13 protein-coding genes are annotated in these 15,811 nt (G+C 64.2%); 8 read left to right on the top strand and 5 right to left on the bottom strand.

The genetic code is table 11. The features are described from left to right. The first annotated feature begins 27 nt into the window (after window positions 1-27). From hisC to cmk, 3 genes are read left to right on the top strand one after another with little or no spacing between them, the layout of a single operon-like run. Window positions 28-1,140 (top strand): histidinol-phosphate transaminase, encoded by a 1,113-nt coding sequence (hisC, locus tag UB43_RS08950; protein ID WP_045210078.1) that lies wholly within the window; start codon window positions 28-30, stop codon window positions 1,138-1,140. Next, a complete protein-coding gene (locus tag UB43_RS08955; RefSeq protein WP_045210080.1) occupies window positions 1,133-3,358 on the top strand; it encodes a bifunctional prephenate dehydrogenase/3-phosphoshikimate 1-carboxyvinyltransferase in 2,226 nt (741 codons plus the stop codon). Before hisC ends, UB43_RS08955 begins: the two co-directional genes overlap by 8 nt. Beyond that, window positions 3,358-4,047 (top strand): (d)CMP kinase, encoded by a 690-nt coding sequence (gene cmk, locus UB43_RS08960; protein ID WP_045210081.1) that lies wholly within the window; start codon window positions 3,358-3,360, stop codon window positions 4,045-4,047. The genes UB43_RS08955 and cmk overlap by 1 nt, the downstream gene beginning before the upstream one ends. A gap of 199 nt (window positions 4,048-4,246) precedes the next feature. On the opposite strand, the gene UB43_RS08965 is transcribed toward cmk, so the two are convergent. Then, window positions 4,247-4,807 carry a hypothetical protein gene (locus UB43_RS08965; RefSeq protein WP_045210083.1) on the bottom strand — a complete coding sequence of 187 codons (561 nt, stop codon included), beginning with the start codon at window positions 4,805-4,807 and terminating at the stop codon, window positions 4,247-4,249. A 693-nt stretch (window positions 4,808-5,500) separates the two neighbouring features. On the opposite strand from UB43_RS08965, the gene rpsA reads away from it, so the two are divergent. From rpsA to rarD, 3 genes are all read left to right on the top strand, one after another. Then, complete coding sequence (gene rpsA / locus UB43_RS08970) at window positions 5,501-7,183, top strand: 30S ribosomal protein S1 (protein ID WP_045210085.1); 1,683 nt, start codon at window positions 5,501-5,503, stop codon at window positions 7,181-7,183. A 140-nt stretch (window positions 7,184-7,323) separates the two neighbouring features. Continuing rightward, on the top strand, window positions 7,324-8,193 hold the full coding sequence (locus tag UB43_RS08975; protein WP_045210086.1) for a carboxylate/amino acid/amine transporter: 870 nt from the start codon (window positions 7,324-7,326) through the stop codon (window positions 8,191-8,193). Then, window positions 8,190-9,086, top strand: a complete 897-nt coding sequence (gene rarD / locus UB43_RS08980) for an EamA family transporter RarD (protein WP_045210087.1) — start codon at window positions 8,190-8,192, stop codon at window positions 9,084-9,086. Before UB43_RS08975 ends, rarD begins: the two co-directional genes overlap by 4 nt. A 42-nt stretch (window positions 9,087-9,128) precedes the next feature. Here rarD and UB43_RS08985 read toward each other — a convergent pair whose 3' ends face one another. The 3 genes from UB43_RS08985 to UB43_RS08995 form a co-directional block, all read right to left on the bottom strand. Beyond that, the gene (locus UB43_RS08985) at window positions 9,129-9,698 is read right to left on the bottom strand and encodes a C40 family peptidase (RefSeq protein WP_373420686.1); all 570 of its coding nucleotides are present in this window, start codon (window positions 9,696-9,698) and stop codon (window positions 9,129-9,131) included. A 379-nt stretch (window positions 9,699-10,077) separates the two neighbouring features. Beyond that, window positions 10,078-10,482 carry an NUDIX domain-containing protein gene (locus UB43_RS08990; RefSeq protein ID WP_045210089.1) on the bottom strand — a complete coding sequence of 135 codons (405 nt, stop codon included), beginning with the start codon at window positions 10,480-10,482 and terminating at the stop codon, window positions 10,078-10,080. After that, entirely contained in the window at window positions 10,479-11,024 is a 546-nt protein-coding gene (locus UB43_RS08995; RefSeq protein WP_156160375.1) for a dihydrofolate reductase family protein, read from the bottom strand. Before UB43_RS08995 ends, UB43_RS08990 begins: the two co-directional genes overlap by 4 nt. Window positions 11,025-11,195: 171 nt before the next feature. Between UB43_RS08995 and UB43_RS09000 the strand changes: the two genes are divergently transcribed. Then, the gene (locus tag UB43_RS09000) at window positions 11,196-12,533 is read left to right on the top strand and encodes a DEAD/DEAH box helicase (protein WP_156160384.1); all 1,338 of its coding nucleotides are present in this window, start codon (window positions 11,196-11,198) and stop codon (window positions 12,531-12,533) included. A gap of 60 nt (window positions 12,534-12,593) precedes the next feature. Here the strand turns inward: UB43_RS09000 and UB43_RS09005 are convergent, their stop codons facing one another. After that, window positions 12,594-14,258 carry an MFS transporter gene (locus tag UB43_RS09005; RefSeq protein WP_045210095.1) on the bottom strand — a complete coding sequence of 555 codons (1,665 nt, stop codon included), beginning with the start codon at window positions 14,256-14,258 and terminating at the stop codon, window positions 12,594-12,596. 220 nt (window positions 14,259-14,478) lie between these two features. On the opposite strand from UB43_RS09005, the gene UB43_RS09010 reads away from it, so the two are divergent. Further along, the gene (locus UB43_RS09010) at window positions 14,479-15,774 is read left to right on the top strand and encodes a phospholipase (RefSeq protein WP_045210096.1); all 1,296 of its coding nucleotides are present in this window, start codon (window positions 14,479-14,481) and stop codon (window positions 15,772-15,774) included. Window positions 15,775-15,811: the final 37 nt, after the last annotated feature.

The raw sequence follows: 15,811 nt of genomic DNA on the forward strand, positions 1-15,811 counted from the left end.
GCGGCCCATAGCTTGAGGCTTTTAGCGATGTCGTGTGATTTCCTTGCCCTGGCCCAGCCGGGCGTGCAGAAGCTTTCCCCCTACGTGCCGGGCAAGCCGGTCGATGAGCTGGCCCGCGAGCTGAAGCTCGATCCCGCCGGCATCGTCAAGCTGGCCAGCAACGAGAACCCGCTGGGCCCGAGCCCGAAGGTCCTCGACGCCATTCGTGCCGAGCTGGCCGAACTGACCCGCTACCCTGACGGCAACGGTTTCGAACTTAAGAGCCGGCTGGCCGCCCGTTGCGCCGTCGACACCGCGCAGGTCACCCTGGGCAACGGTTCCAATGACATTCTCGACCTGGTTGCCCGCGCTTATCTCGCGCCCGGCCTGAACGCCGTGTTCAGCCAGTACGCCTTTGCCGTCTACCCGATCTCCACCCAGGCCGTCGGCGCCCAGGGCAAGGTCGTGCCGGCGAAGGACTGGGGCCATGACCTGGAAGCCATGCTGGCGGCCATCGACGCCAATACCCGCGTGGTCTTCATCGCCAACCCGAACAACCCCACCGGCACCTGGTTCGGCCCGGACGCGCTGGAGCGCTTCCTGTCGCAGGTTCCGGAAAGCGTCCTGGTGGTGCTCGACGAGGCCTACATCGAGTACGCCGAAGGCGAGGAGCTGCCGGACGGTCTGAAGTACCTGGCCCGCTACCCGAACCTGCTGGTCTCGCGCACCTTCTCCAAGGCCTATGGCCTGGCGTCGCTGCGCGTCGGCTACGCGATCTCCTCGGCGCAGGTCGCCGATGTGCTCAACCGCGTACGCCAGCCGTTCAACGTCAACAGCCTGGCCCTGGCCGCTGCCTGCGCCGCGCTGGATGACGCGCAGTACCTGGCCGAAGGCAAGCGCATCAACGACGAAGGCATGGCCCAGCTGGAAAGCGGCCTGCGCGCACTGGACCTGCAATGGATTCCCTCCAAGGGCAACTTCATTGCCGTGGACCTCAAGCGCGACGCCGGCCCGGTCTACCAGGCGCTGCTCGCCGAAGGTGTGATCGTCCGTCCGGTGGGCGGCTACGGCATGCCGCAGCACCTGCGCATCTCCATCGGCCTGCCGGCCGAGAACGCCCGCTTCCTCGAAGCGCTGGCCAAGGTGCTTGCCCGTGCCTGATGTCCAGCCGCACAAGCTGCGCCGCCTGGTGGTGGTGGGGCTCGGCCTGATCGGCGGCTCCTTCGCCAAGGGCATCCGCGAAAAGGGCCTGTTCGAGGAAGTGGTCGGCGTCGACCGTGACCCGCAGACCCGCCGCCTGGCGGTGGAGCTGGGCGTGGTCGATCGCTGCGAGGAAAGCCTTGCCATCGGTTGCCGTGACGCCGACGTGATCCAGCTTGCCGTGCCGATTCTGGCGATGGAGAAGGTGCTCGGCGAACTTGCCACCTTCGACATCGGTAATGCCATCCTCACCGACGTGGGCAGCGCCAAGGGCAACGTGGTGCGTGCTGCGAAAGCGGTATTCGGCGGCATGCCGGCGCGCTTCGTCCCCGGCCATCCCATCGCCGGTTCCGAGCAGAGCGGGGTGGAGGCGGCCAACGCAAAACTGTTCCGCCGTCATAAAGTTATCCTCACTCCGTTGGATAATGCCGACGCGGACGCGATCCAGTGCGTCGAGAGCCTCTGGCGCGAGCTGGGCGCGGATGTCGAGCAGATGGCCGTCGAACACCACGACGAAGTCCTCGCCGCCACCAGCCACCTGCCGCACCTGCTGGCCTTCACGCTGGTCGACTCGCTGGCCAAACGCAGCGAGAATCTGGAAATCTTCCGCTACGCCGCTGGCGGCTTCCGCGACTTCACGCGGATTGCCGGCAGCGACCCGGTGATGTGGCACGACATCTTCCTCGCCAACCGCGAGGCGGTGCTGCGCATCCTCGACGTATTCCGTGACGACCTCGACGACCTGCGCGAGGCCGTCGATCAAGGGGACGGGCAACAACTGATGGGCGTCTTCACCCGCGCCCGGGTTGCCCGCGAGCATTTCAGCAAAATCCTGGCCCGCCGGGCCTATGTGGACGCCATGCACAACAATGACCTGATTTTCCTGGCCCAGCCGGGTGGCCGCCTCTCCGGGCGCGTACGCGTACCGGGCGACAAGTCCATTTCCCACCGCTCGATCATGCTCGGCTCGCTGGCCGAAGGCACGACCGAGGTGCAAGGCTTCCTAGAGGGTGAAGACGCCCTCGCCACCATCCAGGCGTTTCGCGACATGGGCGTGGTCATCGAAGGTCCGCACCACGGTCGCGTGACCGTGCACGGTGTGGGCCTGCATGGCCTCAAGACCCCGCCCGGTCCGATCTACCTGGGCAACTCCGGCACCTCCATGCGCCTGCTCAGCGGCCTGCTCGCCGCCCAGCCGTTCGACACCACCCTGACTGGCGACGCGTCGCTGTCCAAGCGCCCGATGAACCGTGTCGCCAAGCCGCTGCGCGAGATGGGCGCGGTGATCGAGACCGGTCCCGAAGGCCGCCCGCCGCTGACTATCCGCGGTGGCCAGAAACTCACCGGCATGCACTACGACATGCCGATGGCCAGCGCCCAGGTGAAGTCCTGTCTGCTGCTCGCCGGCCTCTACGCCGCCGGTGAAACCTCCACCACCGAGCCGGCCCCGACTCGCGACCACACCGAACGCATGCTGCGCGGCTTCGGCTACCCGGTCGACGTCGAAGGTGCCACCGCTCGCGTCGAGTCCGGCCACAAGCTGACCGCCACCTCGATCGAAGTCCCGGCCGACATTTCCTCCGCCGCCTTCTTCCTGGTCGCCGCGAGCATCGCCGAAGGTTCCGACCTGACCCTGGAACACGTCGGCATCAACCCGACCCGTACCGGCGTCATCGATATCCTCAAGCTCATGGGCGCCGACATCACCCTGGAAAACCAGCGTGAAGTGGGCGGCGAGCCGGTCGCCGACATTCGTGTGCGCTCGGCGCAGCTGAAAGGCATCGACATCCCTGAAGATCTGGTGCCGCTGGCCATCGACGAGTTCCCGGTGCTTTTCGTCGCCGCTGCCAACGCCGAAGGCCGCACCGTGCTGCGTGGCGCGGAAGAACTGCGGGTGAAGGAATCCGACCGTATCCAGGTCATGGCCGATGGCCTGCTCGCCCTGGGCGTGAAATGCGAACCGACCCCGGACGGCATCATCATCGACGGCGGCAGCTACGGCGGCGGCGAAGTCTGGAGTCACGGCGATCACCGTATCGCCATGTCCTTCAGCGTGGCCTCCCTGCGTGCGGGCGCGCCGATCCGCATCCACGACTGCGCCAACGTCGCGACTTCGTTCCCGAACTTCCTCGGGCTGGCGTCCGGCGCGGGCATCCGCGTCGCCGAGGAGAAGAACTGATGAACGGTGAATGGCCGGTCCTCGCCATCGACGGCCCCAGCGGCTCGGGCAAGGGCACCGTCGCCGGTCTGCTGGCGAAGCGTCTGGGCTGGAATCTGCTGGACTCCGGCGCGCTGTATCGCCTGCTGGCGTTTGCCGCCGGTAACCACGGCATCGACCTGACCAACGAGGAAGCCCTCAAGGTACTGGCCGCGCACCTGGACGTGCAGTTCACCCATGCCAGGGGCGGACAGGGCCAGCACATCATCCTCGAAGGCGAAGATGTCACCGATACCATCCGTACGGAGCAGGTCGGCGCTGGTGCCTCGCAAGTCGCTGCGCTGCCGGCGGTACGCGATGCACTGCTGCAACGCCAGCGCGCCTTCCTCGAAGCGCCGGGCCTGGTGGCCGATGGCCGTGACATGGGCACCGTGGTCTTCCCCAGCGCCCCGCTGAAAATCTTCCTCACCGCGTCGGCAGAAGAGCGCGCCCGTCGCCGCTACCTGCAGTTGAAGGGCAAGGGTATCGACAGCGACCAGGCGCAACTGGCCGAAGAAATCAGCGCCCGCGACGAGCGCGACAGCCAGCGCGCCGTCGCTCCGCTCAAACCCGCCGAAGGCGCCATCCTGGTGGACTCCACCTCGATGAGCATCGAGGAGGTGGTGGACAGCATCCTCGCCGAGGTTTCGCGCCTGGGATTGGCCGATTAGCTGCCGCTACGAACAGAGAGCGGTCGGCTCCATCCCGATTGTGCTTGTTCCGGGCGAAGAGCGGCACATTAGGTTGTTGCGCGCCCTGAGCCCAAGGCCAGATCGGTGAGGAGGCAGGTTCTGCAGCACCTGCCTCCATGTCATTGCTTTGCTGTCTGGGGCGTGCGCCGATAATAACGCCGCTCCTTTTGAGCGGGCGTTACGGCATGACGGTTACGTCGGCGGACTTGGTCACCGAGCCGCCGGGCCCCATGCAGGTGATCTGGTAGGTGTTGGAGCTATAGATCGGCTCGGTTACCCACGCGCCGCTGGTGGCGAGGGGGGTGCCGGTTTTGCTTTGACAGCCGGAAGTGTTTTCCGAGGTCCAGTAGCGGGTCACCTTTTCACCTGCCTTGATCTGTAGCGGGTTCACCGAGAAGGTCATGGTCGGCGGTTTCGGCTTTACGGTGACGTCTACATACTTGGTGACGCTGCTGGTTCCGCCATAACAGATGACGGTGAACCGTTTGCTCTGTGCCAGAGGCTTGCTGTTCCAGTTGCCATTGGAGGGCTGCGTTCCGGACTCTGCACCGTTGATTTGGCAGAACTCGGTATTGGTCGAGCCCCAGTTGATGCTGGCAGATTCGCCTTCGTTGATGACCGAGGGGTTGGCGGTCACAATCAGCTCCTGTGCTGGTGCAGCGGAGGCGCTGGCAGCCACTAGCAGTACGCCCATACCGCCGATGAATTTTGCCTGGTAGTGCTTGATTGAATGCTTCATAGAGTTTCTCCAAGTGGAAAGTGGCGAGAGATTTCGCCTGTTTGAAAGGCCCTTGTGGGGCCTCTTCGGTAGCGGGCCTTGGTGAGGCCAAGGTCCGTAAAGGGGAGGCACGGCCCTATTTCGCGGCCACAAAAAAGCCCGGCGTGGGGCCGGGCTTTTCTGAGGGGCGTCAGTGGCTTGCTGTGGACGCAACGTTACAAGGATGGCTGCTTTGTACGCGTCGATTCCCGGAGCGGCAACGCCTTGCGGTCAATGCACGCTAATAGGTGCGCGCCGCACCGCCTTGACCTGGCTAGGCACCTAGATATCTGCCTGGAAAATCGACGCCGGAGCGGCGTTAGCCTGTGAGTCGTAAAGTGGCTGACAGGCGGTCCCTCCCTCGTCACGACACTGAGCGAAAATACGCAATCAAGGCTGGGATTCGTATTCATACGGACGGTGGTGGCGGCCAGGCCCGTGGATTGACGCGGGCTGCATCCATTGCTACCATTCCAGACCTTATATCGGGAGGGTTTCGCCCATATCGAGCGAAACGTTCCCTTAAAATCTGAATGTGGAGCATCCGTTTCGGCGGGTGCAACAGGGGGCCGGCGGGATACCAGTCTTGATCCCGCTGGCTTCTTTTTCATCACTTGACCGTGTCTGCTGGTGGCGCGGAATCGGGCTTACAAGCCTTTGACTACAGGTATAGACATGAGCGAAAGCTTCGCAGAACTCTTTGAAGAAAGTCTGAAATCCCTCGACATGCAGCCGGGTGCAATCATCACCGGCATCGTGGTCGACATCGATGGTGACTGGGTCACCGTCCATGCCGGTCTGAAATCCGAGGGCGTCATCCCGGTCGAGCAGTTCTACAACGAACAGGGCGAGCTGACCATCAATGTGGGTGACGAAGTCCACGTTGCGCTGGACGCGGTAGAAGATGGCTTTGGTGAAACCAAGCTGTCCCGCGAAAAAGCCAAGCGTGCCGAGAGCTGGATCGTTCTGGAAGCTGCTTTCTCTGCCGACGAAGTGGTCAAAGGCGTCATCAACGGCAAGGTCAAGGGTGGCTTCACCGTCGACGTCAACGGCATCCGCGCGTTCCTGCCGGGTTCGCTGGTCGACGTGCGTCCGGTGCGTGACACCACTCACCTGGAAGGCAAAGAGCTCGAGTTCAAGGTCATCAAGCTGGACCAGAAGCGCAACAACGTTGTCGTTTCCCGTCGCAGCGTCCTGGAAGCCGAAAACAGCGCCGAGCGCGAAGCTCTGCTGGAATCGCTGCAGGAAGGCCAGCAGGTCAAAGGTATCGTCAAGAACCTCACCGACTACGGTGCGTTCGTTGACCTGGGTGGCGTCGATGGTCTGCTGCACATCACCGACATGGCCTGGAAGCGTATCAAGCATCCGTCGGAAATCGTCAACGTTGGCGACGAGATCGATGTCAAGGTTCTGAAGTTCGACCGCGAGCGCAACCGCGTATCCCTGGGCCTGAAGCAACTGGGCGAAGACCCATGGGTTGCCATCAAAGCCCGTTACCCGGAAGGCACCCGCGTTACCGCGCGCGTCACCAACCTCACCGACTACGGCTGCTTCGCCGAGCTGGAAGAGGGCGTGGAAGGCCTGGTACACGTCTCCGAAATGGACTGGACCAACAAGAACATCCACCCGTCGAAAGTCGTTCAGGTTGGCGACGAAGTGGAAGTTCAGGTTCTGGACATCGACGAAGAGCGTCGTCGTATCTCCCTGGGCATCAAGCAGTGCAAGTCCAACCCGTGGGAAGACTTCTCTGGCCGCTTCAACAAGGGCGACAAGATCTCCGGCACCATCAAGTCGATCACCGATTTCGGTATCTTCATCGGCCTGGAAGGCGGCATCGACGGTCTGGTTCACCTGTCCGACATCTCCTGGAACGAAGTTGGCGAAGAAGCCGTTCGCCGCTTCAAGAAGGGCGACGAGCTGGAAACCGTCATCCTCTCCGTTGATCCGGAGCGCGAGCGCATCTCCCTGGGCATCAAGCAGCTGGAAGACGATCCGTTCTCCAACTACGCCTCGCTCAACGAGAAAGGCACCATCGTTCGCGGCACCGTGAAAGAAGTCGACGCCAAAGGCGCTGTCATCAGCCTGGGCGGCGAAATCGAAGGCGTTCTGAAAGCCTCCGAAATCAGCCGTGACCGCGTTGAAGACGCTCGCAACGTTCTGAAAGAAGGCGAAGAAGTCGAAGCCAAGATCATCAGCATCGACCGTAAGAGCCGCGTCATCTCCCTCTCCATCAAGTCGAAAGACGTTGATGACGAGAAAGATGCAATGAAAGAACTGCGTCACAAGCAAGACGTAGAAGCCACTGGTCCGACCACCATCGGTGATCTGATCCGTGCTCAGATGGAGAACCAGGGCTAATCCCTGATTCACCATCCAAGGAAAAGGGCGACTTCGGTCGCCCTTTTTCGTTTCTGCCTTATGCAGGGCGCGGGCGCGCAGCGCTTTTCCCACGCTGAGACTGACGCTATGTTGCCTGCCCCGTTCCGGTCGCCTTTTCCATGCCTTACCTGCTTTTTGTTACCGTCCTCTGGGCGTTCTCCTTCAGCCTGATCGGCGAATACCTCGCCGGGCAGGTCGACAGCTATTTCGCCGTACTGACCCGCGTGGTGCTGGCTGGCCTGGTGTTCCTGCCGCTGACCCGCTGGCGCGGCGTCGAGCCGCGCTTCATCGCTGGCGTGATGCTGGCGGGCGCGCTGCAGTTCGGCATTACCTACGTCTGTCTCTACCAGAGCTTCCGCGTGCTGACGGTGCCGGAAGTGCTGCTGTTCACCGTGCTGACGCCGCTGCACGTGGCGCTGATCGATGATGCGCTGAACCGCCGCTTCAACGCCTGGGCGCTGCTGGCTGCCGCCGTCGCGGTGCTGGGCGCCGGGATCATTCGTTACGACGGCGTCAGCGGCGACTACATCCAGGGCTTCCTGTTGCTGCAACTGGCCAACGCGACCTTCGCGGCGGGGCAGGTGTTCTACAAGCACCTGGTGCAGCGCTATCCCTCGGGTATCCCGCAATACCGCCGCTTCGGCTACTTCTTCGTCGGCGCGCTGCTGATTGCACTGCCGGGCTGGCTGCTGTTCGGCAATCCGCAGAAGTTGCCAACCACCGACCTGCAGTGGGGCGTGCTGGTGTGGATGGGCCTGCTGGCCACCGCGCTGGGACAGTTCTGGTGGAACAAGGGGGGCACGATGGTGGATGCCGGCACCCTGGCGGTGATGAACAACCTGCACGTACCGGTGGGCCTGCTGATCAACCTGTTGATCTGGAACGAGGCCGCCGACCTGCCGCGCCTGGCGCTGGGTGGTGTGGTGATCGTCGCGTCGTTGGGCGTCAACCGTTTCGGTCTGCGTCGTCAGAGGGAGCGCTTCGCATGAATATCTCCGGACGTGGTGTAGCGCTGTCCCTTGCGTCTTCCGTGCTGTTCGTGACCCTACCGGGTTACATCCATTCGCTGGAACCGCTGAGCAGCATCCAGGTGATTGCACACCGGGTGGTCTGGTCGATTCCCATGGTCCTGCTGCTGGTGCTGTTCACCCGCCAGGGCGGCGTACTGCGCGATGCGGGGCGGCGCCTGCTGCGCGAGCCGTGGTTGCTGGCGTGCTTCCCGCTGACGGCGGCGATGATGCTGATCCAGTGGGGCGTGTTCATCTGGGCGCCGATGGTCGGTCGCACGCTGGAGCTGTCGCTGGGCTACTTCCTGCTGCCGCTGACCATGGTGCTCTGCGGCCGGGTGTTCTACGGCGAGCGCCTGACCACGCTGCAGGGTATCGCCGTGGCCTTTGCGCTGGCCGGCGTGCTGCACGAGTTGTGGCTGACCCGCGCGTTCTCCTGGTTCACCCTGATCACTGCGCTGGGCTATCCGCCGTACTTCATGCTGCGCCGCAAGATGGCGGTGGATTCACTGTCGGGCTTCGTCTTCGAGATGATCGTGTTGCTGCCGTTCGCCCTGGCGACCCTGTGGCTGACCGATAGCGGCAAGGTGCTGGAGGAGGTGCCGCGCCTGTGGGCGCTGCTGCCGCTGCTGGGCCTGATCAGTGCGCTGGCGTTCGGTGCGATGATGGCCGCCAGCCGGCTGCTGCCCATGGGGCTGTTCGGGATTCTGAGCTACGTCGAGCCGGTGCTGCTGTTCGCCATCGCCGTGCTGTTCCTGGGCGAGGCTTTCAACCCGGCGCAGATCTGGACCTACGGGCCGATCTGGATTGCCGTGCTGCTGACCGGTTGGGATAGCGCGCGACTGCTGCGCCGACAGGCGCGTCGCGGCTTGTAAGTAAGGAGCATGCGCTCTCCCGGAGGGGGAGAGCGCTCGGCGTCAGTCGAAGCGACCGCCGACGTCAGCCTTGGCCAGGGTTTCCGGCAGGATGCGGCGGGCGGCGGTGTAATGCTTCTTCCAGTAGTCGCCCCCCAGGTCGGAGACGCGGACCTTCTGGCCGCGGCGCGGCGCGTGGACGAACTGGTTGTCGCCGACGTAGATGCCCACGTGGTCGACATTGCGGCGGTTGTGGATGCGGAAGAACACCAGGTCGCCGGGCTGCAGGTCACCACGCGCCACTTTCGAGTTGCCGCGCATGCTGAACATCTGCTGCGCGGTGCGGGGCAGGTCGACTTCGTCGACGTTCTGGAACACGTAGTTCACCAGGCCGCTGCAATCGAAGCCGCGCTTGGGCGAAGTGCCGCCCCAGCGGTACGGCGTACCGATCATGCTGTAGGCACGCAGGGTAACCTGGTGCGCCTCGCTCTTGGTCTGCTTGACCGGCTTGGCGTTGAAGGTCAGCAGGGCGCTGCCCTGGATCGGGACACGGAGATCAACCGGGGCGGGTTGATAGGTGCGCGTGATCTTGGAGGAGGCGGTTGCCTCAGTGGCGGCTAAAAAAGTCGCCAAGCCTATGGAAAGGCATGTCAAAAGGGTACTTCGCATTCGGCATGTCTTCTTGCTGGTTGATATCGCCCAGACTCCGCTGGATCGCCATTGTTGTCGGCGTGGTTTCCTTTGGTCCGCTCAAAAATTCCACGCATTCTGAACGACTTTTCATGACAGTTCGTACCGTCTGTCGATTCTGACTTTTCCCTTGTGACTTGTAGGACGCCGCGTGACATGTGTTCAGACGCATCAGTCACGGCCTGACCTTATAGCCGGAAGCCCTATAAAACGGGGCTTTCGGCAGGGCGGCAGAAAACTGACGGGATGCTAGCCAGAAGCCAGTTCCTTAAGGCTGCTTAAGGAAAAACCCGACGAAATGCAGGTATTTGAGCTGGGCGAATCAGCCCAGATGGGCAAGCAGTGCGGGAAGAACCTGCTCGCTCAGCAGCGGGGCGAGGTTGTGCGGGTAGTCGCCGGCGGGGTCCAGCCAGGCGAGCTCTTCCAGTTCGGCGGCGGGCTGTACGGCGTGGGGCAGGGCGGCGACGTAGACCTGCGCGTCCACGCGCATGTCCGGTTCGTTGGCGGCGTTGGCCTGGAAGTGGCCGAGCGGGGTCAGCGCGGAGGTCGCCAGGTGCAGGTCGAGCTCTTCGCCCAGTTCGCGCAGCAGGGCCTGGACCGATGTCTCGCCGGGCTCGTGCTTGCCGCCGGGCAGCATGAAGGCGCGGGTGCCACGCTTTCGTACCAGCAGCAGGCGTCCAGCTTCATCCAGCAGGCAGGCGGCGGCGATACGAATGGTGGTGGTCATGGCGAGGGCGTTTCCTTCAGAACCTGGTAGCGCATCTGCACGATGCCGCTGGGGAAGCTGCGCTGCTCGAGCAGCTGCAGGCGTTGCTCGAGGCCGATGCTGAAGAGGGGAATGCCGGCGCCGAGCAGGTGCGGAATGATGCTGACGATCACTTCGTCGAGCAAGCCTGCGGCGAGGAAATTGCCGGCCAGGCTGCCGCCGCCCACCAGCCAGATGCGCTCGCAGCCGCGCGCTTCCAGTGAGGCGAGTGCGTCTACCGGGGTGTAGTGCTCCAACTCCACCTGTGGCGCGGCCTTGCGCAGATGGTTGGAGCGGGTCATGACCAGCGCGGGCTTGTCCGGGTACGGCCATTCGTCCTGCTTCAGGCAGAACAGGTAGGTGGCGCGGCCCATGAGCAGCCCGTCGATGCCGGCATAGAAGGCGTTGTAGCCGTGGTCGTCGGCTTCGCTGCCGTAACCTTCGAGCCAGTCCACGCTGCCGTCCGGGCGGGCGATGTAGCCGTCGAGGCTGGCCGCCACGTAATAAATGAGAGTCGATGGCACCTGTATTCTCCTTTTTGTCAGGCCCATCAGAGCATGGCATCGCCTGTGGGCTGGCGCCGGTACGTTTGTCGGGTTATTGACGCTGCGGGGCGCGCACAGGGGCCGTCGGCAATAATTCCAGCGCGCCGGCTCGGCAAACATTAAGCTATGCAGCTATTTGGTCTTTACGTGATATCGAGGTCTGCCTTGTTCTCCCAATTCGCCCTCCACGAACGCCTGCTCAAGGCGCTCGATTCGTTGTCCTTCACCGAGCCGACCCCGGTCCAGGCCGCGGCCATTCCGAAGGCCCTGGAGGGACGCGACCTGCGGGTGACGGCGCAGACCGGCAGCGGCAAGACCGCCGCCTTCCTGCTGCCGCTGCTGCATCGCCTGCTCACCGAGGAGAAGCCCAAGAGCGGCGCCCGCGCGCTGATCCTGCTGCCCACCCGCGAGCTGGCCCAGCAGACCCTCAAGGAAGTCGAGCGCTTCGCCCAGTTCACCTACATCAAGGCCTGCCTGATCACCGGCGGCGAAGACTTCAAGGTGCAGGGCGCGCGCCTGCGCAAGAATCCGGAAATCATCATCGGCACCCCGGGCCGCCTGAACGAGCAGTTCAACGCCGGCAACCTGCCGCTGGGTGACGTCGAAGTGCTGATCCTCGACGAAGCCGACCGCATGCTCGACATGGGCTTCTCCGAGGACGTGCTCAAGCTCGCCGCGCAGTGCCCGGCCGAGCGCCAGACCCTGCTGTTCTCCGCCACCAGCGGCAGCGGCCTGCACGAGATGGTCGAGAAGGTCCTGCGCGAGCCTGAGGTCCTGCAGCTCAACCGCGTCAGCGAGCTGAACGAGGACGTTAGCCAGCAGGTGATCCTGACCGACCACGTTGGCCACAAGGAACAACTGCTGCAGTGGCTGCTGAGCAACGAGACCTACGAGAAGGCCATCGTCTTCACCAACACCCGCGTCGCTGCCGACCGTCTGACCGGCCGCCTGATCGCTGCCGGGCACAAGGTCTTCGTGCTGCACGGCGAGAAGGATCAGAAGGATCGCAAGCTGGCTATCGAGCGCCTGAAACAGGGCGCGGTGAAGATCCTCGTCGCCACCGACGTGGCCGCACGCGGCCTGGACGTCGACGGACTGGACCTGGTGATCAACTTCGATATTCCGCGCCGCGGCGATGAGTACGTGCACCGCATCGGTCGTACCGGTCGTGCAGGCGCCGCGGGTGCGGCGATCTCGCTGGTGGGGCACGGCGACTGGAACCTGATGTCGAGCATCGAGCGCTACCTCAAGCTGCGCTTCGAGCTGCGTGTCATCAATGAGCTGAAGGCTACCTACAAGGGGCCGAAGAAGGTCAAGGCTTCCGGCAAGGCGGCCGGCACCAAGAAGAAAAAGGACGATGCGAAGAAGGCCGGCGGCAAGGCGGCGGCAAAGAAGAAGCCCGCTGCCAAGCGCAAGGCAGGCCCGTCCAAGGTCGTGAGCCAGGATGGCTTGGCGCCGCTCAAGCGCAAGAAGCCTGCAGCGGAATAAGTCGTTCGCGTTACCCCAAACGCCTCCCTTGACCGGGGAGGCGTTTTTGTTTGTGCGCTGCTAGCCCAGCGTCTCCGGCGGCGCCTCGTAGCTGCCCGATTCATAGCTCACCCCGTGGCGGATCACCGGCGGCGCGTCACCCACGTGCAGGCTGGTGACGTTGTCGATGATGGTCTTGTCCTCCAGGGTGAGGCGGTCGAGCATGCGCAGGTGGCCGATCCAGTTGTCCACCAGGAACAGTTCCTGCCAGACCTCCGGGTTGCTCACGTCGCGGTACAGTGCCCAGCGTTCCGCGCCGTTGCGCAGGCGCAGGCGGCGTAGCGGTTTGGCGGAACGGACGAAGTCGCGGGTGCGCTCGGCGGGGATGTGGTACTCGATGGAGACCAGTACCGAGCCGCGCTCGGGGTTGAACACGAAGGTCGGCTGTCCCGGCACGCCGCTCGGTGCGCGGGCAATGCTGGTCGAATCGAGTTCCGGCAGCCGAGAGTTGTAGAGCAGCGCCACCGAGACCAGCAGCAGGCAGCCGGCGGCAATCAGCGCGCCCTGCACACCCATGGTTTCGGCGAAATGCCCCCAGAGGAAGGAGCCTGCTGCCAGTCCGCCGTAGATCGCGGTCTGGTACAGCGCCAGGGCGCGGGCCTTGACCCAGTCGGGCACGAGGATCTGCACGGCGGAGTTGTAGGTGGCCACCGCCGCGATCCAGCAGGCGCCGCCCAGCACCAGTGCGGGGAAGATCACCCAGAGATTGTCGACCCAGCCGAGGATCAGCATGACCACGGCAAGCGTGGCGGCGGCGAAGCTGATCAACCGGCTGCTGCCCAGCCACTGCCGCGCCTTGCTTACCATGGTACTGGCGACGATGGCGCCCAGGCCCAGGGCGCCGAGCATGTAGCCGTACACCGAGGCGCTGCCGTCCGGGTTGCGATGCGCCAGTAGTGGCAGCAACGCCCAGACTGCACTGGCTGACAGGCCGAAGACGGCTGAACGCAGCATCACCAGGCGGGTGACGCTGGAGTACTGGGTGAAGCGCAGCGCGGCGATCACGCCTTCGAAGATGTGCTCCGGCGGCAGGGTGCGCTTGGGCACGTCGCGGCGCCATTGCCAGATCGCCCAGATAAGTGCGGCGTAGCAGATGCAGTTGAACAGGAATACCCAGGAGGCCCCGGTGGCTGACAGCAGCAGGCCGCCGATGGCCGGGCCGACGGCGCGGGCGACGTTGTAGTTGACGCTGTTGAGCAGCACTGCATCGCCGAGCATGCGCGGCGGTACCTGCTCGTTCACCGCCGCCTGCCAGGCGGGGATGGTGATCGAGCTGCCCAGCGACAGCCAGAGGATCGACACGATCAGCATCAGCGGGTCGAGGTAGCCCATGAACGCCAGCACCGTCACCAGCGCGGCGCCGGAGAGCTCCACCGTCAGGCCGACCAGCATGATCTTTCGGCGGTCGTGGTTGTCGGCCAGCACGCCGGACATGATCGACAGCAGTACCAGCGGCAGCGCCGAGGCGACCTGGATCATCGCCACCATCAGCGGGCTGGCATGGGCCTCGGTGACGACCCAGGCGGCGGCGACCGATTGCGCCCAGGTGCCCAGGTTGGCGAACAGGTTGCAGATCCAGATGATGCGGAACGCGGCGATGCTGAAGGGGGCGAGGACGCCGCTGCGGGGTTCGGCTGGATCGGGCTTGAGGGGAAGGTCTTGCTTGGGTGAAACGGACTGCAGCATGGGGACGCCCTTATTTCGAGTGGCCGGCACGCGCGCGCAACCGGTGCCTTTCCATGCCGGGCAAGTGTAGTGGCTGGGAGGGTTCGTGCCATTGATGATCGTCAGCCGTGGCGTTATCGGTGACACGCGCTGGCAAGCTTCGACAGTGCCGGCGGGGCTTCGGATTGTTAGGCTGCGTGGGAATTTTCCGATTTGCACTGCCAATAAGAGCGAAGAGCCGATGAAGCGACTTTCCACCTGCCTGCTGGCCGGCCTGCTGGCCCTGCCGCAAAGCCTCTGGGCCTGGTCCAATCACACCTTGGGCAGCTATATCGCCCTGCAACAATTGCCCGCGGTCGCCCAGGCACCGGAAGTCGAGGTCGAGCCGCTGGAAAGCTTCGTCAGCCAGCAGCGCGCCGGCCTGGTGCAACTGCTGGACGAGCAGGAGGCCTATGCCCGCGAGCACTTCCGCCAGTACCCGCCGCGCCCGGACGATCTGCGCCTGACCGAAGACGGCCGCGACGACCTGCGCCAGGCCTTCCTCATGGCGCTGCGCCTGAATCCCGAGATCAAGCTGGCCACCGCCGTGCAGCCTCCGCCTGGTGGTGAGTTGCCGAATCATGTGGCGTTGCAGCCGGCCGAGGTGCTGGTGTTCCGCAACCTGTCTGGCTGGAACCAGTGGCGTTTCGTCCAGTTGCAGGCTGGCGAGAAGATTCCGGCCATCGACGTGCTGGCCAGCGCCGCCGACGAGCCGGACTTCGGCCACGACATCAACCTGTTCAGCGACAACCCCGGCCAAGCCGGCCAGCGCTACGGCTTCGGCACCCAGCCGTTCGGCGACCCGCGCTACGAGTTCAGCTCCCAGGCGCCGTTCCACATGGGCTTCTACCACGAGGACGCGATCATCTTCACCGGCGCGCCGTACCTGGAGCGCAACTGGCCGGAATGGCGCGCCTACCAGTTCTACGGCCTGGCGCGCTTCGCCTTCGAGAAGGGCCATCCTTACTGGGGCTACCGTTTCCTTGGCTGGGCGATGCACTACATCCAGGACATGACCCAGCCTTACCACTCGACGCCGCTGCCGGGTGAGACCACCACCAGCATGCTGTGGACGGCGGGCAAGTCCATCGCCGGTTTCGATGCCGACAAGCAGGCGGCGATCCAGCGTGTGGCGGACCGGCATACGGGGGTGGAGCGGTATCAGGTGGACTGGCTGCGCGAGACGCTGCGCCTGGGCGGGCAGTCGCCATTGCTGGCGGCCTATGCGGATGTCAGTACCGACGGCACTTATCCACCGTACTCGACGGAGTATCTGCGTGAGGTGGTAGCGAGCGAATCCCATGCCCATGCAGCGGCGTTCGATGAGGCGATCGGCCATTGGCTGGAAAACGAGAAGGCGCCGGCGGGGGATTTCAGCGCGGGGAACTCACCGGAGCCGTTCCGGCACGATGAGGCGTTGGATGAGCAGATTCTGCAATTGATCCGGCATTTCGGCGCACACAGTCGCAACATTGCGAAGGCGGCCCTGCAGCCGTAAAGAGGGCTGGCCGTTGCGCCGGGGCTGCGTGGGCCTC

The organism is Pseudomonas sp. 21 (genome assembly GCF_000955805.1).
Taxonomy (GTDB): Bacteria; Pseudomonadota; Gammaproteobacteria; order Pseudomonadales; family Pseudomonadaceae; genus Pseudomonas.